Raw genomic sequence first — 25,725 nt, forward strand, 5'->3', positions numbered from 1 at the left:
TTTATTCCTGGGGATCGGGTTTCGATGCGGGGATCGTGAAGATTTGCGAGCGACGCACCACGCGGGGCCCGTCAGCGGGAAACGTAGCGGTAACGGCGACGGTGGCGGCGCCGTCCGTTCGGCGAGCGACGCGGACCTCAACGGTGGCCTCGAGCTTCGCGATGGTGGGACGCCAGCTCTCGCCGTCGTACTCGCTATCGTCGACCAGTCGAGCGATCGCCCGGTCTCGACCGGCGACCACCAGCAGAGCCACCTGGCGGGCGTTCTTCTCGCTAGCGAGCTGCTGTCGCTGCGTGAGAGAGCCGGCGACCATCGTCGAGAGGATCGACATCGCCACCACCAGGCAAACAATCGCCGCTATCAGGACAGCGCCGCGACGGGGGGAATGACGGGAGCGTCTCATAGCGAACCCTCCCGCGAGCGTGAGCCGGCACGGACAACGAGGTGGACCGGCGTCGGCGCCAGCGAGCGGGTCGGACCTGTCACTGCGATGGCTGTGAGGTCGAGAGTGCTCTCGCTGGTGTCGCCCTCCGCGGACCAACCCGCGACACTCTCGAGCGTGAACCAGTCGCGGGCGACTTGGTTCTCGCCGAGCGATTGCGACCGTTCGACTTGGCCACCGGCGAAGTGGTAACGGATCGGCTCGGCTTCGGAAATCTCGAGCACCACATCGACAACGTCGTCCGCGTCGTCTGTCGTTCGGACTCGGACCCGGGTCGCCAGTGTGGCGTCGGCCCGGAGCTGCGACGACAGCCGCCAAGCGGCCGACTCTTCGGCATGAAACGCCCGGACGCGGGACGCGGCGTGCATCGTCCGATGGATCATCACGGCCGAAAGCGACAGCACGACTGACGCGGCCGACATGACCATCACTACCTCAATCAGCGAGGCGCCGCGGCGTTTTGTTGGCGAGTATCGACTCATAGCTGGCCCTCCCCTTCGGCGGCGCCGCCGTACGCCCAACCGGAAAGTGACACGCTCGGTCGCTGCCGGTCGCCGTTGGGCCAGTGCAGCGTCAGGGTGAGCCGACGCCCGACCTCTTCGCGTTCAACCACTCCCGCCAATGTCGCGCCCTGGAGCGGGCCGGCGAACGACAACCCGTCGAGAGCCGCCAATTCGCGATCCGCCGCCTCGGGTCTTAGCGGGACGAGCACCGCCAAACGGTTGGAAAGCTCATCGACCGCGACGCGGTACGCCCGCTCGTCGGCGAGCAGACGGTTGTGCCGCACCATCAGCGACGCCGAGACCGATAGCACCGTGACGAGCAGCCCGAAAGCGACGACCGTCTCGATAACGGTGACGCCCCTGCGTTTTGGTGATCGAAGCAACAAGGCGTTCATAGCGGCCTGGCGAGAGAGAAAACGAGATCGGTCAGGAACGTAAACACGCCCAGCACCTGCACCAGCACAAACCCGCCGAACAGGAAGATCACGATCGGGACAAGCAGCGACGACTGCCACACCATCCACCGCAAAGCATGGCGACGGCGGACCTCGGCGAGCGTCGTCAGGACCCAGCCGCTGACCCCCAGGGGCTCGCTCGCGGCGAGCGCGGAAGACTCTTGCTCGCTGAGCAATCCCGTCGAAGCGAGTGTTGGCCACATCGGGGCGCCGAGGGCCAGTTCGTTCCGAGCGACAAGCAGTTTGTGACGTAACGACGGGTCGAAGTGATGGCGGGCAAGCGTCGAGACGGCGCCGGCGAGTGGCCGGCCCGCCGTGGCGCTCTCGCCGAGTCGCTGCATCACCCCGGCCATTCGGCGGCTCTTGATCGAGCCGGACAATAGCGGTGCGATCCGACGCCGGATGAATTGCCCAGGCCAACGAAAAAAGCGATTCAGCACCAGGAGGACGGCGCCGACTAACAGAAGCGGCCCAAAGAAGCCCATCGCGACGCTAATAGAATCGCCAATCTGCATCGCGGCTGGAACCGTTACGCCAAAGTCATCGACGATCTGGTGGAAGGCCGGATGCACGAATGCAAGGACCCAGAGCGCGATGGGGATGGCGACTATTAGCAGGATGGTCAGATAGTTCAGGACGCGCCGAAGGTTCTCCTCAAGGAGCCGGGTCGACTCGTTCGCTCCGTGGAGAGACGATCGGATCGTTGTCGCAAGCGTTCCCGACTCGCTGGCGAAACGGACCATCAAGGTCTCTTCGTCGCTCAATGCGCCGGGGACCCGCTCCAAGGCGTCGGGCAGCGCGACCCCCCTACGGAGCGCCGCGGCGAGTCGCTCTAACCTCCGCGTCTGTCCGCCCCGTTCGTCTCCCGCCCACGCTGCGAGCAGTGACGCGAGCGGCAGTCGCTCTTCGCTGGCTGTCGCAATAAGCCGCAGTAGCGCAGAGCGTTGCACCGGCGTGGCGCGGCGGGGACCGAACAACGGGCGGAACGTCGGCATCCGCCACCAAGCCTGGCGTCCCAGCCCGCGGAAGGTCGGTAGGCCTTCCCAAAAGGCGTTGGCGAGGGCGCCGATCGTTGATTTGAGCGTTTGGGACATGCCTTAGGTCAGTCCTTCAATCAGCTTGACGAGCGGCAGGAACAACGCCAGCACGACGCCGCCGACGATGATTCCCAGCACCACGATCGTCACGGGGCCGGCGACCCCCTCCGCCCATGACGAAGCGGCGGCGGAACGCTCGTTGTGGCACGCCGACAATTCACGCAGTAGACGGACACGGGCCGTGTCGTTCATCTCGGCGGCGACGGCGAAGTCGAGCGAACACGTCGGCGACACGGCCAAGTGCTGGCGTGACGGCTCACGCGCCAACCAAGCGGCCCGTTTGGCGCCGGGGTTCTTGTCGGCCGCGTAGACGTGGCGGCCCGCGATGCGAACCGCGTCGGCGACCGGCGCGCCAGCCTCCAAGAGGTCCGCCATCTGCGCCGTGAGGCGGGCGGCGCCGAGCGCGCCGCCACGCCAGAAGCAGACAATGCGGTCGGTTACGGGAGAGAACCAGCGGGAGAGGCTCCCACGAAACACCCACCCCACATAAGCAACCAGGGTCAGCCACGTGAGGAGAGTCACGGCGCGTCCGCTCGTTAGGAAACGTCCGGTTGCGAGCACAAGCTCGGTCACAACCGGGAGATCGAGCCCGAAGTCGTTGAAGATCTCTTGGAACGCCGGCAACACAAACAGTGATAGTGGCCAGAGGATCGCGAGGCAAAGCGCCGCGACCGCCACCGGGTAGAGCGACGCCAGCCGGCGCCGACGGCGGAGCGTGATGCTCGGCTGTTCGCGTTCGATGAACCTTGCAAAGAGACTCTCGTCGTCGCCAGGCTCCGCGGACACCGACGCCAGCAACGATCCCCACGCGGTTGGCTCGGCGAGCGCCGCGGCGACGGCAGGCTTCTCCTCACCTGTAGCGATCAGCTCGGCGATCCGCTTCAACTCAGTGCGTCGTTTGCTGGGGGGCGACTCCTTTAAGTAGGCGTGAAGCGGTTCGACCAACTGGTCGTTCGACGCCAAGAGACGCTTCACCGCCTCAGTTAGAGGGCCTTCTGCCTCGCCCAAGGGGTCGGCCGCTATGGCGATTGAGCGGACGACGAGGCCGCGTGACTCGAGTTGCGTCACGGCCTCGGCGACGCCAGCCGCGTCGATGACGCCCCGCTGGGGGGCGCCGGCGTCGTTCGTTGCTTGGTAATCAAAGCGGGGCATGAGCGTCTGCCTACGAGGCCAGCCTCCCGAGCAATTCAACAAGCGGCAAGAAGAGCGTCAGGCAGTAGAGCAGCGTGGCGCCGCCGCCGATAAAGACGACCGCCAGCAACGGGCCGTAGGTGGTCCACCGATTCGAACGACGTCGGTCGAGGCCGTCATAGAAGTCGTCAACGGCTTGCAGGTCACCGGCCGAGCCGGAGGTCGTGGCCCACGCCAGCAGCGGCGGATTGCTTTTCTCGCGGGCCGGGACGACCCGCCAACCTGCAAATCCGTGACGGGCCCACAGCACGCCGCCGACCAACGCGACGAGCGCGAGCACCAGCCAGAGCGGGGCCGACGCCCGGACCCATTGCAACCGGCTGACCGCGGCGCTGACCGGCTCGTTCAGCTGGGCGTAGGTCGATTCAAAGATCGGCAGCAAGTAGCGGCACATCGTCGCGACCCCGACGCAGGCGAGCACCGCCACCAACACCGGGTAGAACAGCCCCAGCGACATCCGGCTGCGGTGCGCCTCGCGACTCGCGCAGACGACGCGGCGGCTCTCTAACGCGGAAGATAAATCGGCGCCCGACAGCCACGCCCCAAGTAACTGGCGATAGCCCGCGGGCGCTTGGAGAGCGGGGTCGGCGAACACGTCGGTGAGTGATTCGGTCCCGCCGATGCGACGGGAAAGCTGGTCGGCTAGCACGTCCAACTGAGGCCGGAGCGGTCCCGGCGCGAACCCGAGGTCGAGGGCTACGCCCGCCTCGTCGAGGGCGGCGAGCTGTTCGCCCAAGGCGAGCACGTCGGCTAGCCGATCGTCCGGCATGGCGGCCATGGCGTTGGAGACACCGAAGCGGCGATCCCAACGACCGCCTTCTGACTAGAACGAGCCGCCGGCGTCCGCCGTTTGTGCAGCAAAAGCGTCAGAAGATGGATCGGCGCTGTCGGTCGCCGTTTTGGTCGGCCGGAGCGCTTCGGCTTGTTCGCTGCGCACCCGGAGGAACGCATCGACGAGCGTCCAGCAGAGCCCCTCGACGCCGGCCCGTTTGGCGGTCGCGTGATCCGCGGCGACGATGCGGGCGACGCGCTGCGACGGCGACGCCTGAGTCAGGACCTCGTTCAACGACGCCGCCGGGATCGCCACCAACGCCACGAGGGCGAGCGCCGAGCCGGCCGCCATCGTCATCCGCTGTCGCCGGCGCCCTTGCCCGCGGAGCCGACGCGCCTCTTCGAGCACGCGGGGGCGGAGGTCCTCCGACGGCCCGATATAGCCGCCGGCGCCTTGCAGCATCGCCTCAACGCTCGCGGCGTCAAAACCTTCGCGGGGGGACTTCATCGGCGGCCCCCCTGCACTTCTGCCCGATGGCCCAAGGCCTCGTCGGCGGTCTTCTGCAGCCGCGTGGCGAGCTTCTGGAGCCCGTACTGATAGCGGCTGGCGACGGTGTTGGGCGATTCGTCGAGGACCTCGGCGATCTCGGCGAACGTCATCTGCTCCCAGGTCTTGAGCACCACGACCTCGGCCTGGGCGGCCGGAAGCGACCGCAGCGCGGCCCAGACGGCGCGGTGCGTGTCTTCGAGCTCCAGCTCATCGACTCGCCGACTGGTCACCAAGTCGGTGATGCTGTGCGTTGTCGTGATCCAACGCCTTTTCTTGCGGGCGACCAGCAACGCCTCGTTCCGGACCATCCGCAGCAGGTAGGCCCAGGGGGTTTGCGCGTCGCGGAGCGGGTCGGGTCGCACCGCGATCCGCGTCATCACGGCTTGGACGGCGTCTTCGCCGTCGTACTGGTTGCGGGTGATCGCCACGGCAAGCCGCACCAGCCGCTGGGCCGTCAGGTCAAAGAGCCCGCCGAGCACGTCGATCCCGGCCATCCCGAGCTGGTCGGTCAGCGCGCGGACGCGGAGGTGGAAGGGCAATTCGGCCATGACGCTGTACACGATGCGCGATCGTTGGCCCTTTGTGCAACTATTCTGGAGAAACCGCCAAGACGCCAAGTGCGCCAAGTGCGCCAAGGCTCGCCGAGAGGAAAGGAAGATTGTGGGAGAAGATTGTGGGAGGGGTCTCCGACCCCGATTACGGCATCCAGACCGTAGCGGCAGGTTGCGCGTAATCGGGGTCGGAGACCCCTCCCACAGTTTCTCTTTTCCGAATTTCTTGGCGAGCCTTGGCGTCTTGGCGGTTACTTCCCTTGCCCACCGAGTTGCCGCTCCACGTACTTGGCTAGCACGTCGGTCTCGATATTCACCCGGTCGCCGACCTGGCGGGCGCCGAGCGTCGTGACGCCCAGCGTGTGGGGGATCAGCGCGACGCTGAACCGCCCTGCCCCGTCGCTGGTGTCCTCGACATCGACCAGCGTTAGGCTGACGCCATCGACGGCGACCGAGCCCTTGCTCGCCATCTGACGGGCCTGGGCCGCCGGGACGCGGAACCAGTACTTCGACCAATCGCCCTCGGGCTCGATCGCATCGACCGTGCCCAGGCAATCGACGTGACCCGTGACGTAGTGCCCGCCGAGCTGGTCGCCCGCCTTCAGAGAGGGCTCGAGGTTCACCTTCGACCCGGCGGCGAGTTCACCCAAATTGGTGCGCGAGAGCGTTTCGCTGCCGGCTTGGAAGGCGATCGCGGAGCCGTCGATGGCGACGACGGTCAGGCAACAGCCGTTCACACAGATGCTGTCGCCGAGCGTCGCGCCGGCGGCGAGCGACGCGTCGCGAACGATAAGCCGCACACCAGGGCCTTCTTCGACAAGGTCGACGACGGCGGCGAGGGATTGGACGAGGCCGGTGAACATCAGGAAAGGGATTAGGGGTTAGGGACGGGGGACGAGGGCTGTGGACGCAGAACCCCTCGTCCCCCGTCCCTCAGCCCCCTCGTCCCTCACTGTAGCACCGGGCAGGCGTCGAACCACTCACGCCGCTGCGCGATCATCCACTCGGTGCTCTCGGTCGGGCCCCAGTAGCCCGGCTCGTAGCTGAGCAGCTTCGGGGCGTCGCTCGCCGCTTTGTCGCTTTCGGCCCAGGCCGCGAGGATCGGGTCGCAGATGCCCCAAGCCGCCTCGACCTCGTCGGCGCGGGCGAAAAGGCTGGCGTCCCCCTCGATCGCGTCGAGCAGCAGCCGCTCGTACGCCTCGGGGATGTTGCCGCCGAAGTTCTTCTGGTAGTTGAAATCGAGGTTGGTCTGCCGCATCGTCATGCCGGCGTCGGGCACCTTCGTCTGAAAGTGCATCTGGATCCCTTCGGCCGGCTGCACCTGGATGATCAGCCGGTTGGCGTCGCGGATCGTCCGCGGGCCTTCCTTAAACAGCATGTGCGGCGGCTGGCGGAACTGGATCACGATCTGCGTCGTCCGGCACGACAGCGACTTGCCGCTCCGCAGATAGAACGGCACCCCCTGCCAGCGCCAGTTGTCGATCCCCAGCTTGATCGCCGCGAAGGTGGCGGTCGTACTGTCGTCCGGCACGCCGTCGGCTTGGAGGTAGCCCCGGTACTGGGCGCGGACCGTGTCGCGGGCGATGTCTTTGGGCGACTTCGGGCGCACGGCGAGCAGCACCTTCACCTTCTCGTCGCGCACCGGGTCAGCCGCGTAGCTCGCCGGCGGCTCCATCGCGGTGACCATCAACAGCTGCAGCAGGTGGTTCTGGATCATGTCCCGCACCACGCCTGCCGTGTCGTAGTAGCCGGCCCGGCTGCCGACATTCACCTCTTCGGCCACGGTGATCTGCACGTGGTCGATGAAGTTGCGGTTCCAGACCGGCTCAAAAATCGTGTTGGCAAACCGCAGCACGAACAGGTTCTGGACCGTCTCTTTGCCGAGGTAGTGGTCGATGCGGTAGACCTGCTTCTCTTTGAAGTGGGCGTGGACCGTCTTGTTCAGCGCCTTGGCCGACTCAAGATCGACGCCAAACGGCTTCTCGATGATGACGCGGCGTTGGCAATCGCCCTCCTCACAGGCGAGGCCCGCCTTGCCGAGCTGCTCAATCGCCGGCCCGTAGAACCGGGGAGCCGTCGAGAGGTAGTAGAGCCGCGACGCGTCCTCACCCCCCTCCAGCTCAGTGAGGAACTTGCCGAGCTTCTCAAAGTCCTCCGCCTTGCCGATGTCGCCGTCGCAGTAAAAAACCTGGTCGGCGAAGTCGTCCCAGACGTCGGCCTTGAACTTGTCGCCGGCGAACTCCTGCGTCGTCGCCCGCAGGTCCTTGCGCCACGCCTCGTGCGAGAAGTCGGTGCGGCTGAAGCCGACGATCTTCGCATCCTCCGGCAGCCGGCCCTTCCTCTTGAGGTTGTAGAGGGCGGGGATCAGCTTGCGGCTGGTGAGGTCGCCGGAGGCGCCGAAGATAACGATGGTGTGCGGCATGGGTTTTTATTCACCGCGGAGACGCGGAGGACGCGGAGTTGATTCAATCGTTGTACGCGTCGAGAAACTCGTCGCGTGGGATGCCTGACTGAGTGCAGATGGATCGGAGTGTCGAGCCTTTGATCGTACGATGGTTGGGAATCGTCATCGGAGTGATCGAACCGTCGGGATTCTCTCTACGAAGGGCGATGTGCTCGGCTTCACGTAGGACCTCGAAGCCAAGCTTCTTCATTGCCTGCAAGACTCGCTGCTTCGGAGTATCGACAGGAAAGCGAGGCATCAGGCGTCGACGACCTCCGCGTCAATGAGCGGCGAATCATCGCTCACGGCGTCTGGGCCGAAGGTCTCGATGTGGAACTTCGCCGCCGATTGGGCGTCGGCGAGGGCGTCCTCACGCGTTTCCCCCTGCCCCACCACGACGCCGCGCAGGCCCAGGGGATAAGCGACGAAGCCGTCGCTGTGCTGTTCGATGACGAATTTCATAGTTTTCGTAGGTCAGGCTGTGCCTGACATCCTTTTACGCTGGCGGGGGAGTCAGGCACAGCCTGACCTACTTCACTTAGCGAATTCAGTTAGAGGACCGACGCCATCGCACTCAGCCTCTTGTCGATACACTGCGTCTAAGGTCTCGCCACGTTCATCTTTCCACTCTGTCCAGCCGTTTGCTTTCCTTGCCAGTACGATTAGAGCGGCCTGGCTTGGAGAACTGCAAAGGTAGTCTTCCGTAAGCCTTAGTCGCTCAGCGTCGATTGGTGCGAGTAGCCCCGCTTCAATCATCTCGTCAGTTGTCGATACAAGAGTCGCCGCCGACGGCACCGGTTGACGCCGACAAATCGACCCCTCAATTAGTGCGAAGCCGTCATTCACGAGAATCCCACGACCATCTGCATTGGGACCACGGCAGGAAAAAACTCGCTTCGTTGCCCCTGTTGCAACAGCCGAAACAACTGGCTCAAAAATCGGTAGTCCGAGCGTAGAGAGCAAGGTCGCGGCCGTCTCGAAAGCATCTAGTACATCAGCTTCAAGTGGTTCCGGAATGTGAGGCTTGCCGCCTCCATTCGCATTCACCAATTCGTACCGCTTCGCCTCAGCAGCCTTTTGTATGCAGTACCACTCAAGGTACCGAACGTGAACTTGGGTAAAGCTATCAGTCCGCGAGGTGATTGCGACAACGGAATTCCAAAAGTCTTTCCCCGAATTGTGACTACGAAGCCGCCCCCGCAAGTCCTCGGTTTGACCTATGTACAAGGCCGGCTTTGGCGTTCCATCAGCAGTGCCGACAAGGAAATAGAGCGCTACACGAGACGCTTCCGAACGATCCAGAAACGCAGCAAGATTGGTCCTGGGCGCTTGAATCACCTGGACAATACGGGTCGTGATGCTCGCAAGACGTACTCCTCTTGGCTCCCCGTCGGGCAAGAAGATCTCAATCGTCTGACTGCGTCCACTCATCAAATCTGCTGCTCTGGAAGGATGTCAGGCACAGCGTGACCTGTGTGTCCACGTCCTCCGCGTCTCCGCGGTGAAACTGAACCTTCACTTCGGATCCTTCCGCAAATCAATCCACTCCGTATGAAAAAACTCCCCGCGCGGTTTGTCGGTCCGCTCGTACGTGTGGGCGCCGAAGTAGTCGCGTTGCGATTGCAGCAGGTTGGCCGGCAGGCGCTCGCGGCGGTAGCCGTCGTAGTAGGCCAGCGCGGTGGCGAACGCGGGGACGGGGACGCCGAGTAGGGCCGCTTGCGAGACGACGTGGCGCCACGCCGACTGCGACTCATCGACCGCCTTGGCGAAGTAGGGGGCGAGCAGCAGGTTTTCGAGCTTCGGGTTGGCGTCGAACGCTTCCTTGATGCGGTCGAGGAAGACCGCCCGGATGATGCAGCCGCCACGCCACAGCATCGCGCAGTCGCCGTAGTTGAGCGGCCAGTCGTGCTCGGCGGCTGCCGCTTGTAGCTGCACAAAGCCTTGGGCGTAGCTGACGATCTTCGAGGCGTAAAGCGCGTGGCGGATCGACTCGATGAACTCCTTCTTATCGCCGCTGTACTTTGGCGCGGGGCCCTTGAGGGTCTTGCTCGCCTGGACGCGCTCGTCCTTGCGGGCCGACAGGCCGCGGGCGTAGACCGCCTCGGTGACGAGCGTGCTGGGGACGCCGAGGTCGAGGGCCAGTTGGCTCATCCACTTGCCGGTCCCCTTGGCGCCCGCCGTGTCGAGCACCAGATCGACCATGTACTTGCCGGTCGCCTCGTCCTTGACGCTGAAGATGTCGCGGGTGATCTCGATCAGGTAGCTGTCGAGCTCGCCGGTGTTCCACTCGGCGAAGACGTCGTAGAGCTCGTCGTTGGTGAGGCCAAGGCACTCCTTCATCATCGAGTAGGCCTCGCAGATGAGCTGCATATCGCCGTACTCGATGCCGTTGTGCACCATCTTGACGTAGTGCCCGGCGCCGCGGGGGCCGACCCACTCGCAGCACGGGATGTCGTCGTTCGGGCCGACCTTGGCGGCGATCGCCTGGAAGATCGGCTTCAGAGCGGGCCAGCTATCGGGCGAGCCGCCAGGCATCAGACTGGGGCCGAGCAGCGCGCCTTCTTCGCCGCCAGAGACGCCGGTGCCCGAGTAGAGGAAGCCGGCCGCCTCGACCTCTTTGGTCCGCCGTTCGGTGTCGGCGTAGTAGGTGTTGCCGCCGTCGATGATGATGTCGCCCGGATCGAGGTGCGGCTTGAGCGACTCGATAACGGCGTCCACAGCCGGGCCGGCCTTGACCATGATCATGATCTTGCGCGGCTTGGCGCAGGCGTCGACGAGGTCTTTGAGCTCTTTGCAGCCAACGAAGGCCTTCCCCTTCGCCCGGCCGGCAATGAACTCTTCCATCACGCTGGTGGTGCGGTTGTAGACGGCGACTTTGTAGCCGCGGCTTTCTACGTTGAGGGCCAGGTTCTCGCCCATAACGGCCAGGCCAATCAGGCCAAAGTCACACAACTCGCTCACGGCAGCCTCGCACAGGAGAGGAAAGTCGACGCCCAAAGCCCAAACGGTAGGGCGCGACCGCCGCGTCGGTCAATCCTGCAAAAGGGGAACCGCCAAGACGCCAGGAGCGCCAAGGTACGCAGGGAAGAAAAAGCTAGACGGGATTTTCAGGATCGACAGGATAAGAGTTCCGTCAATTCATCCCGTCTATCTTGTAGATCCTGTCTCAAAAACTCTTGGAGATCCCCGGCGCTCTTGGCGGTGAGATTTCATGGAAGGCCGAGCCGCAACAGCGAATAAGCTGGAAGGGCGTCGATGCGGCGATCGATTTCGGCGATCTGGGCGTCGAAGCGGGGGTCGCCCTTGCCGCCGAAACGCTTGATCACGTCGGCTAGCGGGAGGCCCTCTTCGAGGCCCTCGATTGGCGGCAGATAGTTGTCGAGGCGGAAGCTGGTGGCGATTCCGGCGACCGGGGGGCTGCCCGACAACACGGCCCGGGCGAAGCGGACCCCCGCCCGATCGGCCGCGAGGTCGGCGAAGCTGAAACCGCTTCCCCCTTCGCGGGTCGCGTCGGCTAGTTCCTTGCCGACCCCCCACAGATTCGCTTCCTTCTCACCGACCAGCGCCGCCAGCGCCGCCGAGACGACAAAGTGCTTGAGCAAGTCGTGCCGGCCGCGGGCGGTTGGCCGGCCAAGCACGTTGAGGCGTTGGCGGCGGTCGCGGTCGGACTCGATCCGCTCGGCGGCCGCGGTCGTGCGGGGATTGATCTTCAGGCCGCCGACGTCGTCCAGCGCGACGCCGAGGCCAAGGAGCAGGCCGCGCGGGTCGCTCGTAGCTCCGGCGCCGGCGCGCACCAAGGCGTCGGCGAGCGCGTCGCCCGTGAGCCGGTCGCCGAGGTCGCGTTTGCGGCTGCTCGCCGCGGCCTGGGTGATCGCCGCGACGACCGCCGAAGCGGCAGCCTCGCTGCGGTCTTCGTCGGAGACGGCGCCGCCCTGATCCTCGTCAATACCGGCCGCAGCGATCGGCCCGCCGCCAACGGCAGCGAGCCGCCGCAAGAGGGCGACGCCGGCGGGCTCTCCCGGCGTCAACGCCGAGAGGGTCGTGTAGACGTGCTGCAGCCGCTCGCGCCTCGCCAGCGTGATGTTGCCAAGGTCACGGACGCCACGGCGGCGGACCTCCTCGCCGATCATCGCGATCGCCAGCGTGTTGACCGGGTCGAAGCGGATCACCTCGCCGCGGAGCCGCACCGGCCGGTCGCCAAGCACGGGCCGCATGACGCTGGTCGGCTCGGGGCTATGGCCGGCGCCGAGGTAGTGCCCTAGTTCGTGAACGAGCAGCTCAACCCGTTCCGCCTCGCTGACGCGGGGCGACCACTCTCGCAACAAGATGTGGCCGCGGAGCGGGCCACGGGTCCCCCCCATGTGCTGACGCCCGAGCTGAACCTGGTACTGGCTGGTGAAGCCGATGGCGAGCGTCCCCGGCGGCGGCGAAACGGCGTGCTCAAACTCCCCCAGCGACTGCGTGAACTGGGTCACGCTGTTATCCGACTTCCAGAACTGGAAGCCTGCCGGCTCGAAGCGGACGCCCGAATGGCGCTGCATGATCGCCGAAGCGGCCTTCAGGCGGGCCGTCAGCCGGGCCTGCCAGAGGCGGTCGATCGTCGGCTCTTCCTCGTCAACGCAGAGCAAGACGCGGACCGGCGCGTCGGCTCGTCCCGCGCCATTTTGCCAGGCGGCCGCGTTGGGGGGGGCCATCGCCTCGCCCATCAAGGCGATGCGGCGGAGTTCGACCCCGCTGTGATCGCCGACACGGACGGTCGCCAATCGGTAGACGGCGTCGGCGGCGAGTGACTCAACACGGCGGTTGAGACCACTCCCCAACGCGACGCTGAGCGGCGAAGCGGAAAAGAACGGCGTCGATTCGCCCGGGGCGATCCTCCGCGTTTCGGCGCCCCCCGCAGCCGACAACACCTCGACCGTCGTCGCGGTCGCGGTGTGATTGGCGAGGACTACCGTCGCCGCCTGCCCGGCGGGCGCCGTCAACGCAAGCGCCGAGAGAATCGACAGACCGGTTTGAACGGGGCCGCGGAGGGACATGCCGCCATTGTACGGCGCCTCGCCGCGGGAGGCTTTCTTTTCAACCCGAGCCGCTAGCTTTTTGACCTGCGAGACACGGGGCGACCAGGACGTGCCGCTAGGCCGTGGCCGTTGGCGTGCCGTTCGGGAAGACCTGGAGGTACGAGGCCCGCGTGACGAGGACCGGCGCCACCGAGCCGCGGTCCGCTTTCTCGTCGCGAAGTTTGTCGATGTGCGTCTGGCTGAGCTTGCGGCCCGATCGTAGCAAGGTCGCTCCGTCGGCGCCCGTGAGGTCGTCGAACAGGATCAGGCCGGGCTTGAGGTCGTCGGGGTCGAACGGGATGCCTTCAGCCTCGACCTCTTTCGGGTACAAGTTGCGAGCGGCTTCGGCCAGCATCGGGCTGATGTCGGGCGCGGCCTGGACGATCCAAGTCATCGCTTCGTCGCACTCCACGCCCGAGTCGGACAGCGCCTCGACCATGTGCGCGACCCGCAAGAGAGCGGCGCCGTTCATGACCATATCGAGCGGGTCGGAACTGGATGGGTCGGCCAGCACGCCATCGGTTGTGGGGACACATCGGATAATCTCGGCGACGGAGTCGAGCCGCGGGATCCGCTGAACGATACGGGCCGCCGTCGTGCAGGCGCGGTTGAGTTCGATGGTCGCCTGCGTCGCTGAGACATTCATCCCCGATCGGCGATCAAACTGCATCGCGAAGCCGAGCAGCATCACTTTAGCCGCGACCTTGTACTCCCATCGGCTTGGCAACCCGCACGCCAGCCGGAGTTCGTCGAGCACTTGCTCGGTCTTCCCGCAGCGTCCCACCAGATGGGGCTGCAGCGTTTCGATAACGTCCGAGAAGACGCCCAGCGCGTCGACGAAGGTCTTGTTGAGAAGCTCGCGCTCGGACGCCTCGAGGTTGAACTGTCGTTGCGCCTGGGTGACAGCGGCCTCGATTTCGTCGGGCCGACACGGCTTGTTGAGAAAGCGGTAGACCTGCCCCTCGTTGACGGCGCGCATGGCTGTCTGCAAGTCCTGATTGCCCGTCAACATCATGAACACCGATTGCCTCGAGAGCACGCGGGCTTTCTCGATGAACTGGACGCCGTCCATGATCGGCATCCGCATGTCGCTGACGACCACCGAGTAGGCGTTGGTCTTCATCAGTTCCAGCGCGTCGAGACCGGAGATCGCCGTGTCGAGCTCAAACTTCAGACCAAGGCACCGCTCCATACTCGACAGGAGCATCTGATCGTCGTCGACAAAAAGAACACGTTGGGTCATTTCGCTTGTCTCGCTAGTCCGCGGAACATCCGCCACGTCGTTGTGCAGTTATTAACCCTATGCCGCTGTCGCAGACGACATAGATTTCGAGGCGACAAATGTGGCAGACCGAATTACCTCTGCGCAGAATGGTCAGCCCACGATTGCCGGGAACAAGTCCGACGTCTTGTTCGACGCCCCCGCCACTGGCAGCTTGACCCGCACCACAGTCCCCACTCCTGGCGTGCTGTCGATCTGAATCGCTCCGCCATGATTTTGCGACACAATCGCGTGGCTGAGCGCTAGCCCCTGGCCGGATCCCTTCCCGACCTCCTTCGTCGAAAAGAAGGGGTCGAACGCACGCCGCTGAACTTCGGCGGACATGCCCGAGCCGTTGTCCTCGATTTCGAACACCGCCCACTCGCCATCGCTGTGAGTCCGCGCCGAAATCTTCCCCGACGGCCCGTTGGGGTCATTCTGGAGTCGCTCGACAATCGCGTCGGCAGCATTGACGATCAGATTGACGAATACCTGATTGATCGCCCCCTCTTGACAAACGACCTGCCGCAACGTGGGGTCGAGTTCGAGGTCCAGTTCGCCGGCCATGCTCCAACGGTTACGGGTCACGATGGCTGCATTCCGCAGAGCATGGTTAAGGTCGGCGGGGGCAAGGTCGATGCTCTCCGGGCGCGAAAAGTCCTTCATCGCCCGCACGACTTGCAGAACACGCTCGACGCCTTCGCGGCATTCGGCGATGGCGTGAGGCGCCTCGCGTCGGATGCGTTCGAAGCCGGTCTTCTTGATCAGCTGGCGGACCTCTTCACGACGCACCGACCACTGCTTGGACGGCGTCGCCGGGTCGAGCGACTTCAGAAACGCATCGACGATCTCAAAGATCACCGCCGAACACTCACTGAGATACTGGATGTTGTTGCCGACGTACTGCAAAGGGGTGTTCATCTCGTGAGCCACCCCCGCAGCCAGCTCTCCAATCGACTCCAGGCGCCGCGCCTGGGCGAGTTGCGTCTCGAGGCGCCGACGCTCGGTGACGTCCATCCCGGTCGCAACGTAGACGTCGCGATCAAGCAGTTGGGTCTTCTGCAGCGTCATCAGACAGGGGTACGTCGTCCCGTCCCTACGGACGTGCAACGACTCAAAGTCCAATCGCGGCGCCAGCCCTTCAGCGATCGACGCCATCCGTTCGCTGATCATCGACCGTTCGCCCTCCTGCTTGAGATCGAAGGGGGTCATCGATTGCAGTTCTGTCAGTGAGTAGCCCAGGTTCTCCCGCGCACAGCAATTGACCTCAACAAACCGCAGGGTCTGGCTATCGACGACATAGACCTCGTTCATCGACTCCTCGATGATCTTCGCCATGCCGGCGTGGCGGAGTTCGGTCGACTTCCGCGCGTCGATATCAATCAGGATTCCCGACAGGCACTCGGGGGCGCCCGTCGCGTCGTACGAGATGGCGCGGCCCAGCACCTGGAACCAACGGTACTCGCCCCCTATGCTTCGCAGCCGGAACTGGCGATCGAATGGCTCATCGCCCGCGAGGCCTGCCGCGGCGCGCGCCGTCCAGATCTTGCGATCGTCCGGGTGCAACCAAGAGCGGAGGGCTCCGAGGTCGGGGGTGAAGTCGATTGGATCGACGCCTAACTTACGGATCCAATCGTCACTAAGCTCGAAATACCCCGTCGGTATGTCCCACTGCCAGAGGCCCAGGTCGGCTGCCTGCAGAGCAAGATCGAGCGACGACTGGCTCGCCTCGAGCGCATCGGCGAGCGTGATTGCCCGTTGCTTCTCATGGAGCGTCTTCTGAGCAGCGATTTGCTCGGCGGTCCGATCTCGCTGGGTGACAATCACCGAGCCGCCGTATCCGGCCGGCAGGGGCGCGACCGTCACCTCGATCGTTCGTGCTTCATCGGACATGAGGACCGTGTAGTCCGCTCGGAAGCGTCCCCCCTGGCCAGCGGCGGCCTGCCTGATTGCCCCGGCGATCCGCGTCGGGCTCTCGCCTTCGTAGACGCCACCCTCTCGGCAAACGTTGTAGAAGCTGGCTCCGACCGTCGACTCGTCGGCGATTCGCATCGAGCCGGCGAAGTCGTCCCAAGCCTGATTGGTCTCGATGAGGCGGCCCGATTCGTCCAGGACGCCAATCTGCAAGTCGACGCCGTCGAGCACCGCGTGCAAGAACCGGGAGTGGCCGCTCTTGTCGTCGGCGTCGCCCACCGATACGGGGCCCAACGATACGGGGCCGCCCTGCTTGACAACCGCATTCTCAACACCATCCCCCGGACGGGTCACAGCCGCGACGAGCAACCGGGTCGCCAGGACCACCGCCACGGCGAGCGTCGCGGCGCCAACGGCATGAACACCCAGCCCCATCAGCCCAGCGGTTAACCCGGCGGCGAGAACGTAGAATACCACCCGAGTAGCTTCCGCTACACGACTGCGCGTCGGCAACCGGATGTAATCCATCAAGACAGGTTTCATCGAGAGGCGCACGGGGGCAGATGCCTGCGGCCTTTCGAAGAAGGCCCGCCCAAAAACGTAGGACTGCTCTGCCGTGTTGCGGCGCCGAGATCGGCGACTATTGAGGAGTTCTCGCTTCAGATATGCCGGCTGTAGCGGCCATTTACGGGCGCCCGCACGAAAAAGGCCGCTTCAAGAGGCCCAACGATCAAGATGCCCAGCGATAGAGCGTGGCGAAGTTCTTCCGGAGGAAACCGTCCCAGTAGGCGCCGTTCCGCCACCGCGGGACAAACCGGTACGACGCCGTCCAGTCCTGGGCGGCGACCCGCTCGGCCATCACGGCCGGGTGCGTGCCGGCGAACGGCTCGCAGCGCGACACATCGTAGGCATAGTCCTCCGCGACTTGCTGTTCGGCCTGCCGGAGTCCGACGCCTTCATCGCCGCTGTAGTAGCGGAGGAACTCGCTGTGCTTCTGGTTCATCACCCGCGGCGGGCGCACCCAACCGTAGTGATAAATCCACGCGCCGGTCGTCGCGGTCCGCAGCTTTCGAACACCGCTGGCGGTCGCCACGCCAAATCCACATGCGTCACCGACCGAGACGACGCCAACGCCGTTCCGCACAATCCGCACCTGCTTGCGGTACGGAAGCGGGTCGCGGAGGTCGAAGCTTCCCTTGAAGTGGTGGTAACGGAACGACAATCCCTCGACGCGGGGCTGTCTCAAGTGACGTTGCATAGCGCCGCGCAAGCGGCCGTAGTCCTGCTCGTGGATGATTTCGTCGCCCTGCAGATAAAAGCACCAGTCGCCGGTACAGGCGGCGAGCGCCTTGTTCGTTTCGACCGCCAGGACGCGCCCTCCCTTCTGCAGCGTCGGGTCCCACACCGTATCGAACGTTCGTAGCTTGGGCGAGTCGATCGCGCGGAGCAGGTCGGGCGTCTCGTCGGTGCAATCGCCCACGGCGATCACCATCTCATCCACCAGTGGCAAGAGCGACCGGATGCTCTCGACGAACGGGTACCCGAGCCGGGCGCCGTCGCGCAGGATCGTGAAGCCACTGACTTTCATGCCGCCTGCTCCGCCGTGCTGTTCAGATGGAGCGCCGCCGCCCGGTAGACGCGGTCGACTGAGAGTTCTTTCATGCAGCGGTGATGCTTCAGCGGGCACGACCGCTCCCAACAGAACTGGCAGTCGAGCGCCAGCGACAGCGGCGTCTCGGCCGCGTAGTGCGTGCGCGTCACGTTCGGATCGGTCGGGCCGAAGAGGCTCACCACCGGCTTGCCGAACGCGATGCCGAAGAACCGCGGCCCGCTGTCGGTCGAAACCAACAGCCGCGAGCGCCGGATGATCGCCTTGGAGAGGCCGATCGGCAGGTCGTCCATCTCGCCCAGGCTCCGGACGCGCGGCGTCGCGGCGAGCTCGGCGATGCGGCCGGCCGTCTCTCGTTCGCCCGGGCCACAGTTCACTAGCACCGAATAGTCGCTCGACGTGGTGATCTTCTCAGCGAGGGCGGCGAACTGCTCGGTGGGCCATCCCTTGGCGTCGCCGTATGCGCCGCCCGTGTTGAAGACGACGACCTGTTCACCCGGCGGCAAGCCGAGGCGCCGCCAGGCTTCGTCGGCGGCGGCTTCGTCGGCAGCGGTTGTCGCGAGCCCCAGCGTCGGCGCGCGCCATTCACCGCCGGCCGCGTAGGCGAGGTTCAGGTACGAGTCGATCGCCGGCAGCGGCGCCCGCTTGCCGCGCTTGACCGGTTCGCGGAGCCGTGTTGTGAGCAGCCACGAGCGGTTGTCGCGTTCGTAGCCGATCCGTTCCTTGGCGCCACTCCGCCAGGCGAGCCAGGCCGTGCGCAATGAGTTGGTGAGCAACACCACCGCGTCGAGTCGTTCCTCTCGCAACGCGGCCACGACCGCCCTGCCCTGCAGCTCGGGCTGCTTCGCCTTCGGCTTGTAGAAGACGTTGCGATCGAACAGGCCGAGGCCATCCACCACTTCGGCGACGTAGGGCCGCATCACGCCCACCATGTGACCGGTCGGGCCCACCAGCTCGCGGAGCGAGTCGAGCGCGGGCGTCGCCATGACGGCGTCGCCGATCCAGTTCGGTAGAAAGACGCCGAGTCGCATCCGTGCGTTCTCGTCGAGGAGCGTGTTAGTGAGGCGGCAAGTTACACGAAAACGCCCGGCGCCAGCAACGCGGATCGCCAGCGGCTTACCGACAGACTCACAATCGACTGGGAGCCCTAAGCGTCAGCGCCGGGAGTGAACTTGGTACCCGCTGCAACTCCCGGCGCTGACGCTTAGGGCTCCCGATCTAGCTGCGTCGCGTCCAAACCCGCGACGCCAGTGCTAGCAGTCGATCCCGCGGGCGCGGAGGTCGTACTCCAGCTTCGCGGTGTCGGTGAACAGCACCGCGTCGATGCCGCAGGCGATCGCCCCATCGACGTTCTCTTGGCGGTCGTCGGCAAAGAAAATCTGATCGGCCGGGACGCCCGCCTTCGCGATCGCCGCCTCGTAGATCGGCGCCGCCGGCTTCATCGAGCCGACCTGGAAACTCCCAATCTGCACCTCGAACACGCTGTTAAGCGTCGGGAACCGCCCGTCGAGGAACCACCGCCAGTGGGTCGCGCAGGTGTTCGACAACAGGCCGAGCCGATAGCCCGCCTCTTTGAGCCGCTCCAGCAGGTCGAGCGACGAGCCAATCGGGCCGAAGATGTCGCTCGAAGCCATCTCCAGTTTGTCCCGCTGCGGCCGGCGGCCGATCCGCTCGCAGAGCTCGTCGTAGTAGGCGTCCTCGGTGAGCTCGCCCGCCTCGAGCCGCCACTGGGCGTCCCCTTCGGTGGGAGAGCCGGTCGGCATGATCGCTTCACGCAGGACGTGGATCTCGACCCCCGCGACCTCCGCCATCTGTCGCAGCATGCGCGGGTGATCGAACTTCAGCAGGACCCGGCCGAGGTCGAAATACAAGAACTCGGGGGTTTTGGGCATGCGAGAAAGAACGCGATGGATTCGGGGGGAGTGGGGTTTTCGGCCCCGATGACGGCATCCGTGCCGCCGTGATACAAGGCTGGTTATCGGCGTCAGCGACTCCCCCCACAACCCTCCGCCCCCGGCGCGGAGCCCCTGCGGCGCGAACCCGGGGGCGGTAAACTGCGTCGCCTGTTGCAAGGGCCGGGGCCGGGGACGGCCCGGCTCACGACCCCTTATTTCGCTGAAAACCGATAACCCTTTGCTCTCATGCTCAACAAGTACTCGTCGCAGATCACCCAGCCCAAGTCGCAGGGCGCCAGCCAAGCCATGCTCTACGGCACCGGCATGACCGACGAGCAGATGGGCCAGCCGCAAGTCGGCATCGCCAGCGTCTGGTACGAGGGGAACACCTGCAACATGCACCTGCTCGACCTCGCCGCGAAGGTCAAAGAAGGCATGGCGCCCGCCGGGCTGGTCGGCATGCGGTTCAACACCATCGGCGTCTCGGACGGCATCTCGATGGGCACCAGCGGCATGTCGTACTCGCTCCAGTCGCGCGACATCATCGCCGACTCGATCGAGACCGTCATGCAGGCCCAGTGGTACGACGGCCTCGTGGCTCTACCCGGCTGCGACAAGAACATGCCAGGCTGCCTCATGGCGATGGGCCGGCTCAACCGCCCGGCGATCATGATCTACGGCGGCACGATCAAACCCGGCTTTACCAAGAAGAAAGGCGAGCCGGGAGCGTCAGCGACCGGAGAAAAACGCGACATCGTTTCCGCCTTCCAGTGCTACGGCGAGTTCCTCGCCGGCACGATCAGCGAGGACGAGCGTCAAGAGATCGTCAAGAAGAGCTGCCCCGGCGCCGGCGCCTGTGGCGGCATGTACACGGCCAACACCATGGCGTCGGCCATTGAGGCGATGGGCATGACGCTGCCCTACAGCAGCAGCATCCCGGCCGAGGACCCCGCCAAGCTCGAAGAGTGCCGCAGCGCCGGCAAGGCGATCCGCCTACTGCTCGAAAAGGACATCAAGCCGCGCGACATCATGACGCGTCAAGCGTTCGAGAACGCGATGGCCCTCATCATGGCGGTCGGCGGCTCGACCAACGCGGTGCTCCACCTGCTGGCGATGGCCCGGGCGGTCGATGTCGAGCTAACAATCGACGACTTCCAAAAAACCAGCGACCGCGTCCCCTACCTGGCCGACCTCAAGCCGTCCGGCAAGTACGTCCAAGAGGATCTGCACAAGGTGGGTGGCACGCCGGCCGTTATGAAGATGCTGCTCGAAGAGGGCCTCATCGAGGGGGACTGCCTCACCGTTACCGGCAAAACGCTCGCCGAGAACCTCGCCGAGCTGCCCGGCCTCTCCGCGGGCCAGGACATCGTCCACCCGGTCAGCAAGCCGCTCAAGGCGACCGGCCACCTTCGCATCATGCGTGGCAATTTCTGCCCCGACGGCGCCGTCGCGAAGATCACCGGCAAAGAGGGCCTCGTCTTCAGCGGCACGGCCAACTGCTTCGACAGCGAAGAGGACATGCTGCACGCCCTCGAAGAGAAGAAAATCAAAAAGGGTGACGTCGTCATCATCCGCTACGAAGGCCCGCAGGGGGGCCCCGGCATGCCGGAGATGCTCACCCCGACCAGCGCGATCATGGGCGCCGGCCTCGGCAAGGACGTGGCCCTGATCACCGACGGCCGCTTCAGCGGCGGCTCGCACGGTTTCATCGTCGGCCACGTCTGCCCCGAAGCCCAGGTCGGCGGTCCGATCGCCCTGGTCCAAAACGGCGACAAGATCACGCTCGACGCCGAAGCGAACCTCATCACGGTCGACGTGACCGACGAAGAGTTCGCCAAACGCAAGAAGGCCTGGACCGCCCCCGCGTACAAGGCGACGCGCGGGACGCTCTACAAGTACATCAAGAATGTGAAGAGCGCGTCGGAAGGGTGCGTGACGGATGAATGACGAAAAAAACCACGCTAAGAGGCATGCGTGGCAAGGAAGAAATAGCCACTCATTCTCCCGAATTGAGCGAATGGTCGCGAATCAATTTCGTATGCGACGCCGCTGACTCTTAGCGAGAACGCCACAGCGAGGTTTACAACGTCCGGACGATTGTCGTGGTGAGTACTTAGGCATCGTAGCGTCGAACGCCGCTTGATGACAGCGACCAGATTGCCGTGGGAAACTGCAACTCCGCGCCGCGCTCAAAAAATCAGCACGGTCGATTCCCTACTGCCACTACGACAACTCTCGACCCCACGCGAGACCTAACGAAAATACGACGAGCCCCACCAGGACCGCAGATGACGGCTCTGGGACCCCTAACAGAAGTCGCCCGCCGATTACGCTTTTCGGCAACGTCGCCACCAGGTTTCCGTCTCCTCGCCCCACGACGAAACTCTGCGCCCTCGAATTGGGTGCAACCTGCAATTCCGCCAATCCTCCGCCATAGAACACTAATATATTGGCGACGATGGTTCGTCCATCGACTCCGAATCGATTCCCGTACTGTTGAATCGTGTCATCATCGATGACTAGTTCCGTACCGAGGATTGTATCCGTGTCACCGGGCACGACATATCCGGGCTGCCAGAGAGAGATTCCGCTATCAGTAAAAATGAGCGGGTACCGCACCCTCGCTTTCGGATGCAGCCAAGTGTTGGGGTCTGTTGTTATATTTCCAAAGTTGTCCGCTACAATAAGGGGCGGCCAATTGTTGTAGACGTCGAAACGTATATCGCCAAGCGATTCCAGATCAAATCTAGCGCTATGCAAGCCTCCGCTGTAGTCAGATCCTCCGTACTCAAACGTGTTGTTTAGTACTTCTACAAACACCTGTAAATTGTAAGTTCCGCGGCTGAGAGTCTGGTAGCTGCTCGGATCCACCCCCTCAAGTGCTATCGAGTACTCCAACTCCGCCATCGACTGAACTGAAGTCACCGGCGGTTCTGACACGACCTCGGAGAGACCGATAGAATCAGCAGCTAATTCATTTTTCCCTATTTCGCTCTGGGAAACTGACGCAGACCTGCTCACATCGCCTCGGCAGTAAGCGGGTAATGCGACCAAAGCTACAATCGAGATTAGGGACAGCAGGCCCCAGTTTTTTTCGTTCATAGATTCTTACGTCGACGCGTATGGAGGGATGAGAGTTGCTGAGATGGAAGCCTAGGAAACTCGTAAACGAGAATAAATCGTCGGTGACTGAGAGGCTCAACTCACGCAGTTTAGATCGTCTTCCATCGGGCAGTCTACTGGGTAGCCCGAGCCTCCACGCCAACCCGCCGGTGTCCCCGTGAGTCGTGAGCGAGACGGCCACCCAGGCGTTGGGCCTCTTCGAACGATTGTCGGGGGGCGTAGCACAGGTGGCATCGACGCGTTGATCGCCTCTTGCCGCTTCGCGACCCCGACGATCGTTCGTGCCGGCTTTTCAACAAGGCGACATCCCCCCTCACGACAGTCGGGGCCACCCGTATCAAGCCCCGGAGGGGCGGCAGCGCGTAGCCAGGGGCGCCAAGCCCCTGGAACGGATTGCCCTTCAACGAAAAGCCCCGGAGGGGCGACAGCAAACCCGCCAACACGGGCCGCTGTCGCCCCTCCGGGGCTTCGTTCTTGGCTTGTTCCTATCCCAGGGGCTCGCGCCCCTGGCTACGCGCCGCCGCCCCTAGCGGGGCTTTTTCGTTCCGGGTGGCTCAGCCGCTAACGACAACCGCTATCCGCGATCATCCGCGTCCTGTTCTTCGCCCCGCCGATTCGTTCGTGGACAACGTGGCGGCCTCGTGAGCCGCTCGGTCGCTCCCTGACGGTCGCGGTTCGGTTAGGCGGGCGCGCGGTTCGGCTGCTTTTCTCGGCGGGCCCGGCGGGTATCCTTTACGGGGATGGACCCGCAACACCCCCTGTTTGACGCCTCGCCCGCTCCGCCCGCAGTTGCGGGGCGGACCGCCGCGGAGTTTTTTGCCGGGGTGGGGCTCGCGCGGATGGGGCTCGAGCGGGCTGGCTGGGAGGTTGTCTTCGCCAACGACATCGAGCCCGCCAAGCAGCGGATGCACGACGGCCACTTCGGGCCCTCGCCCCACTACCACGTCGGCGACATCCACGACCTGGCCCGCGACCCGGCGCAGGTCCCCCCTGCCCTGCTGGCGCACGCCTCGTTCCCCTGCACCGACCTGTCGCTCGCCGGGTCGCGGAAGGGGCTCAACGAGGGGCAGTCGTCCGCGTTCTGGGGTTGGATCGAACTCATCAAAGCGATGGCCGCCCCGCAGCGGCCCAAGCTGCTCTTGATCGAGAACGTCACCGGCCTGCTCTCATCGAACAACGGCGCCGACTTCCGGGCCCTGGTGGCCGCGATCAACGACCTCGGCTACGCGGCCGACGTGATGATGGTCGACGCCGCCCACTTCACCCCGCAGAGCCGCCCACGGCTGTTCGTGGTCGGCGTGGCGGAAGCGTTGCAGTGCGTCACCAAGAACGCCGCTTTCCTTAAAAACTCCCCTCCCCCTGGTGGGGAGGGGCTGGGGGAGGGGGGCGCAGCGGGTACACGCTTAAATGCGAATAAAGCCGGCGCACGCTCAATAGAAAAAGAAAGCCTCTACCCGGGTTCCTCACCCCTCCCCGACCCTCCCCATCGAGGGGAGGGGGACTCGACGTCATCCGTCTTGGGGCGGCTAGGCGTTGACGAGCTTCAGGCGTCTACCGTCCGCCCCGCGAAACTCGTCGAGGCGATCCGGGCGAACAGCGACCTTCACTGGGACCTCTGGGACCTCCCCGAGCCGCCGCCGTACGGCGTGGTGCAGCTCGAAGAGGTCGTTGACCGCCTGCCGGGCGACTCGCCCCAGTGGTGGAGCACCGAGCGGGCCGACTACCTGCTGAACCAGATGAGCGACCGCCACCGCCAGACGGCCGACCAGATGATCGCCGGCAAGCGGCTGTCGTACGGCGCCGTCTTCCGCCGGGTGCGGAAGGGGCGTTCGATGGCCGAGCTCCGCACCGACGGCCTCGCCGGTTGCCTGCGGACGCCCAAGGGGGGCAGCGGCCGGCAGATCCTCTTCGAGGCGGGCCGCGGCGCGTACCGTGTCCGGCTGATGAACCCCGACGAGTGCGCCCGCCTGATGGGCGCCGACGGCTACCGGGTTAACGCATCGCTCAACCAAGCGCTGTTCGGCTTCGGCGACGCGGTTTGTGTCGATGCGGTGGCGTGGGTCGCCCAGCACCGGCTGAACCCCGTGGCGGCGTGGCTGGCGCAAGACGCCGCCGCGCCGAGCTTGCCGTAGCGCGGTCTAATCGCCCCGCCCCCCTATCGGCCCGACCGCCTAGCGTCCTACCCACACATCCGCCGGTAGCCGGAATCGAGCTCGATCCGCCCGTCGCCGTGGCAGTAAAGGATCTGTAGGCTGCCGAGTTCTTCGAGCCGCCGCTCCACCAGCCCAAGCGCCTCATCGAGTTCCTCGGCGAGCTGCCCCACCGTCAGATCGACGCCGAGCCGGTCACAGGCGCGGACGTGGGCGAGGATGTCGTCGTAAAGCGACCGCCAGCGCTGCCACACCCGCACGCCGGGCGCGCCGTACTGGAGGTCGCAGCCGCTCACCGGGGGGATGGGGCGGGCATAGGGAAGCGATTGACCGGAATCGGATAGGCCTGGCACGGCACGGCTCCTGTTACGTCGTTCTCGGCACTGGAAAACCCACAACGGGTCGGCCCGGCTACCGTCTGCCGCGTCTCGCTGGGGTCGCTTCCGGTCAAAAGGCGAATCCACGAGACGGGAGGAAGTGTACAGGTGGCCACTTGCCATTGCAAGTAAGAAAACGCTCGGCCCGAAACCGCCGCCGACGACGAAGGCCCTCCAACCCGCAAACGCGCACGTGTCGGGGAGCCCTAAGCGTCAGCCAAGAGGTGGGCTACTGCCTTGTCAAAGCTAGAAACGAGGGGTTGGCGCTATGAGCCGTTTTGGCGCTAGCCACGGTTCTTAGTGATTCAACCGGGGCTAGCGCCCAATCGGCTCATC

General features: G+C 64.9%; 24 protein-coding genes. 2 read left to right on the forward strand and 22 right to left on the reverse strand.

Going from position 1 to position 25,725, the window contains the following annotated elements; all coding sequences use genetic code 11:
• Position 1: 1 nt before the first annotated feature.
• The 20 genes from Pla108_RS10450 to Pla108_RS10545 form a co-directional block, all read right to left on the reverse strand.
• Complete coding sequence (locus Pla108_RS10450; RefSeq protein WP_146444871.1) at positions 2-403, reverse strand: hypothetical protein; 402 nt, start codon at positions 401-403, stop codon at positions 2-4.
• Positions 400-924, reverse strand: a complete 525-nt coding sequence (locus Pla108_RS10455; RefSeq protein ID WP_146444872.1) for a hypothetical protein — start codon at positions 922-924, stop codon at positions 400-402. The genes Pla108_RS10450 and Pla108_RS10455 overlap by 4 nt, the downstream gene beginning before the upstream one ends.
• Positions 921-1,328, reverse strand: a complete 408-nt coding sequence (locus tag Pla108_RS10460) for a hypothetical protein (protein ID WP_197526467.1) — start codon at positions 1,326-1,328, stop codon at positions 921-923. Before Pla108_RS10460 ends, Pla108_RS10455 begins: the two co-directional genes overlap by 4 nt.
• Before the next feature lie 8 nt (positions 1,329-1,336).
• Positions 1,337-2,494, reverse strand: a complete 1,158-nt coding sequence (locus tag Pla108_RS10465) for a type II secretion system F family protein (RefSeq protein WP_146444874.1) — start codon at positions 2,492-2,494, stop codon at positions 1,337-1,339.
• A gap of 3 nt (positions 2,495-2,497) precedes the next feature.
• The gene (locus Pla108_RS10470) at positions 2,498-3,649 is read right to left on the reverse strand and encodes a type II secretion system F family protein (RefSeq protein ID WP_146444875.1); all 1,152 of its coding nucleotides are present in this window, start codon (positions 3,647-3,649) and stop codon (positions 2,498-2,500) included.
• A gap of 10 nt (positions 3,650-3,659) precedes the next feature.
• Complete coding sequence (locus Pla108_RS10475) at positions 3,660-4,466, reverse strand: hypothetical protein (RefSeq protein WP_197526468.1); 807 nt, start codon at positions 4,464-4,466, stop codon at positions 3,660-3,662.
• Positions 4,467-4,511: 45 nt separating this feature from the next.
• On the reverse strand, positions 4,512-4,967 hold the full coding sequence (locus tag Pla108_RS10480; protein ID WP_146444877.1) for a hypothetical protein: 456 nt from the start codon (positions 4,965-4,967) through the stop codon (positions 4,512-4,514).
• Positions 4,964-5,557 carry an RNA polymerase sigma factor gene (locus Pla108_RS10485; RefSeq protein ID WP_146444878.1) on the reverse strand — a complete coding sequence of 198 codons (594 nt, stop codon included), beginning with the start codon at positions 5,555-5,557 and terminating at the stop codon, positions 4,964-4,966. The genes Pla108_RS10480 and Pla108_RS10485 overlap by 4 nt, the downstream gene beginning before the upstream one ends.
• A 254-nt stretch (positions 5,558-5,811) precedes the next feature.
• The gene (locus tag Pla108_RS10490; protein ID WP_146444879.1) at positions 5,812-6,423 is read right to left on the reverse strand and encodes a riboflavin synthase; all 612 of its coding nucleotides are present in this window, start codon (positions 6,421-6,423) and stop codon (positions 5,812-5,814) included.
• 86 nt (positions 6,424-6,509) lie between these two features.
• Entirely contained in the window at positions 6,510-7,982 is a 1,473-nt protein-coding gene (zwf, locus tag Pla108_RS10495; RefSeq protein ID WP_146444880.1) for a glucose-6-phosphate dehydrogenase, read from the reverse strand.
• Positions 7,983-8,025: 43 nt separating this feature from the next.
• Positions 8,026-8,262 (reverse strand): type II toxin-antitoxin system HicA family toxin, encoded by a 237-nt coding sequence (locus tag Pla108_RS10500; protein WP_146444881.1) that lies wholly within the window; start codon positions 8,260-8,262, stop codon positions 8,026-8,028.
• Positions 8,262-8,465 (reverse strand): type II toxin-antitoxin system HicB family antitoxin, encoded by a 204-nt coding sequence (locus Pla108_RS10505; protein WP_146444882.1) that lies wholly within the window; start codon positions 8,463-8,465, stop codon positions 8,262-8,264. The genes Pla108_RS10500 and Pla108_RS10505 overlap by 1 nt, the downstream gene beginning before the upstream one ends.
• A gap of 72 nt (positions 8,466-8,537) precedes the next feature.
• Positions 8,538-9,434, reverse strand: a complete 897-nt coding sequence (locus Pla108_RS10510; RefSeq protein ID WP_146444883.1) for a GIY-YIG nuclease family protein — start codon at positions 9,432-9,434, stop codon at positions 8,538-8,540.
• 84 nt (positions 9,435-9,518) lie between these two features.
• Entirely contained in the window at positions 9,519-10,964 is a 1,446-nt protein-coding gene (gnd, locus tag Pla108_RS10515; RefSeq protein ID WP_146444884.1) for a decarboxylating NADP(+)-dependent phosphogluconate dehydrogenase, read from the reverse strand.
• Positions 10,965-11,212: 248 nt separating this feature from the next.
• On the reverse strand, positions 11,213-13,039 hold the full coding sequence (locus Pla108_RS10520) for a matrixin family metalloprotease (protein WP_146444885.1): 1,827 nt from the start codon (positions 13,037-13,039) through the stop codon (positions 11,213-11,215).
• A gap of 97 nt (positions 13,040-13,136) precedes the next feature.
• Positions 13,137-14,303 carry a response regulator gene (locus Pla108_RS10525; protein WP_146444886.1) on the reverse strand — a complete coding sequence of 389 codons (1,167 nt, stop codon included), beginning with the start codon at positions 14,301-14,303 and terminating at the stop codon, positions 13,137-13,139.
• Positions 14,304-14,435: 132 nt separating this feature from the next.
• Positions 14,436-16,712 carry an ATP-binding protein gene (locus tag Pla108_RS10530; protein ID WP_197526469.1) on the reverse strand — a complete coding sequence of 759 codons (2,277 nt, stop codon included), beginning with the start codon at positions 16,710-16,712 and terminating at the stop codon, positions 14,436-14,438.
• A gap of 253 nt (positions 16,713-16,965) precedes the next feature.
• Positions 16,966-17,823, reverse strand: coding sequence for a glycosyltransferase family 2 protein (locus Pla108_RS10535; protein ID WP_146444888.1), 858 nt, complete (start codon positions 17,821-17,823; stop codon positions 16,966-16,968).
• Positions 17,820-18,875, reverse strand: coding sequence for a lipopolysaccharide heptosyltransferase II (waaF, locus tag Pla108_RS10540; protein WP_146444889.1), 1,056 nt, complete (start codon positions 18,873-18,875; stop codon positions 17,820-17,822). Before waaF ends, Pla108_RS10535 begins: the two co-directional genes overlap by 4 nt.
• 222 nt (positions 18,876-19,097) lie before the next feature.
• Positions 19,098-19,736, reverse strand: coding sequence for an HAD family hydrolase (locus Pla108_RS10545; RefSeq protein ID WP_146444890.1), 639 nt, complete (start codon positions 19,734-19,736; stop codon positions 19,098-19,100).
• 249 nt (positions 19,737-19,985) lie between these two features.
• Here Pla108_RS10545 and ilvD point away from each other — a divergent pair, with 249 nt between their 5' ends.
• Entirely contained in the window at positions 19,986-21,686 is a 1,701-nt protein-coding gene (gene ilvD, locus Pla108_RS10550) for a dihydroxy-acid dehydratase (RefSeq protein WP_146444891.1), read from the forward strand.
• A 276-nt stretch (positions 21,687-21,962) separates the two neighbouring features.
• On the opposite strand, the gene Pla108_RS10555 is transcribed toward ilvD, so the two are convergent.
• Positions 21,963-22,841 carry a hypothetical protein gene (locus Pla108_RS10555; RefSeq protein ID WP_146444892.1) on the reverse strand — a complete coding sequence of 293 codons (879 nt, stop codon included), beginning with the start codon at positions 22,839-22,841 and terminating at the stop codon, positions 21,963-21,965.
• Positions 22,842-23,602: 761 nt separating this feature from the next.
• On the opposite strand from Pla108_RS10555, the gene Pla108_RS10560 reads away from it, so the two are divergent.
• Positions 23,603-24,994 (forward strand): DNA cytosine methyltransferase, encoded by a 1,392-nt coding sequence (locus Pla108_RS10560; RefSeq protein WP_146444893.1) that lies wholly within the window; start codon positions 23,603-23,605, stop codon positions 24,992-24,994.
• A gap of 47 nt (positions 24,995-25,041) precedes the next feature.
• Here the strand turns inward: Pla108_RS10560 and Pla108_RS10565 are convergent, their stop codons facing one another.
• Positions 25,042-25,365, reverse strand: a complete 324-nt coding sequence (locus Pla108_RS10565; protein WP_146444894.1) for a hypothetical protein — start codon at positions 25,363-25,365, stop codon at positions 25,042-25,044.
• Between the last annotated feature and the right edge of the window lie 360 nt (positions 25,366-25,725).

Source organism: Botrimarina colliarenosi, assembly GCF_007859955.1.
GTDB lineage: Bacteria > Planctomycetota > Planctomycetia > Pirellulales > Lacipirellulaceae > Botrimarina > Botrimarina colliarenosi.

Bases quoted from the DNA above. Each gene is read 5' to 3' on its own strand.
- Pla108_RS10535 (WP_146444888.1), bottom strand. From the start codon at position 17,823: ATGAAAGTCAGTGGCTTCACGATCCTGCGCGACGGCGCCCGGCTCGGG.
- Pla108_RS10520 (WP_146444885.1), bottom strand. From the start codon at position 13,039: ATGTCCCTCCGCGGCCCCGTTCAAACCGGTCTGTCGATTCTCTCGGCG.
- zwf (WP_146444880.1), bottom strand. From the start codon at position 7,982: ATGCCGCACACCATCGTTATCTTCGGCGCCTCCGGCGACCTCACCAGC.
- Pla108_RS10505 (WP_146444882.1), bottom strand. From the start codon at position 8,465: ATGAAATTCGTCATCGAACAGCACAGCGACGGCTTCGTCGCTTATCCC.
- Pla108_RS10560 (WP_146444893.1), top strand. From the start codon at position 23,603: ATGGACCCGCAACACCCCCTGTTTGACGCCTCGCCCGCTCCGCCCGCA.
- Pla108_RS10555 (WP_146444892.1), bottom strand. From the start codon at position 22,841: ATGAACGAAAAAAACTGGGGCCTGCTGTCCCTAATCTCGATTGTAGCT.
- ilvD (WP_146444891.1), top strand. From the start codon at position 19,986: ATGCTCAACAAGTACTCGTCGCAGATCACCCAGCCCAAGTCGCAGGGC.
- Pla108_RS10500 (WP_146444881.1), bottom strand. From the start codon at position 8,262: ATGCCTCGCTTTCCTGTCGATACTCCGAAGCAGCGAGTCTTGCAGGCA.
- Pla108_RS10490 (WP_146444879.1), bottom strand. From the start codon at position 6,423: ATGTTCACCGGCCTCGTCCAATCCCTCGCCGCCGTCGTCGACCTTGTC.
- Pla108_RS10525 (WP_146444886.1), bottom strand. From the start codon at position 14,303: ATGACCCAACGTGTTCTTTTTGTCGACGACGATCAGATGCTCCTGTCG.
- Pla108_RS10510 (WP_146444883.1), bottom strand. From the start codon at position 9,434: ATGAGTGGACGCAGTCAGACGATTGAGATCTTCTTGCCCGACGGGGAG.
- Pla108_RS10450 (WP_146444871.1), bottom strand. From the start codon at position 403: ATGAGACGCTCCCGTCATTCCCCCCGTCGCGGCGCTGTCCTGATAGCG.
- waaF (WP_146444889.1), bottom strand. From the start codon at position 18,875: ATGCGACTCGGCGTCTTTCTACCGAACTGGATCGGCGACGCCGTCATG.
- Pla108_RS10465 (WP_146444874.1), bottom strand. From the start codon at position 2,494: ATGTCCCAAACGCTCAAATCAACGATCGGCGCCCTCGCCAACGCCTTT.
- Pla108_RS10480 (WP_146444877.1), bottom strand. From the start codon at position 4,967: ATGAAGTCCCCCCGCGAAGGTTTTGACGCCGCGAGCGTTGAGGCGATG.
- Pla108_RS10545 (WP_146444890.1), bottom strand. From the start codon at position 19,736: ATGCCCAAAACCCCCGAGTTCTTGTATTTCGACCTCGGCCGGGTCCTG.
- Pla108_RS10485 (WP_146444878.1), bottom strand. From the start codon at position 5,557: ATGGCCGAATTGCCCTTCCACCTCCGCGTCCGCGCGCTGACCGACCAG.
- Pla108_RS10475 (WP_197526468.1), bottom strand. From the start codon at position 4,466: ATGGCCGCCATGCCGGACGATCGGCTAGCCGACGTGCTCGCCTTGGGC.
- Pla108_RS10455 (WP_146444872.1), bottom strand. From the start codon at position 924: ATGAGTCGATACTCGCCAACAAAACGCCGCGGCGCCTCGCTGATTGAG.
- Pla108_RS10470 (WP_146444875.1), bottom strand. From the start codon at position 3,649: ATGCCCCGCTTTGATTACCAAGCAACGAACGACGCCGGCGCCCCCCAG.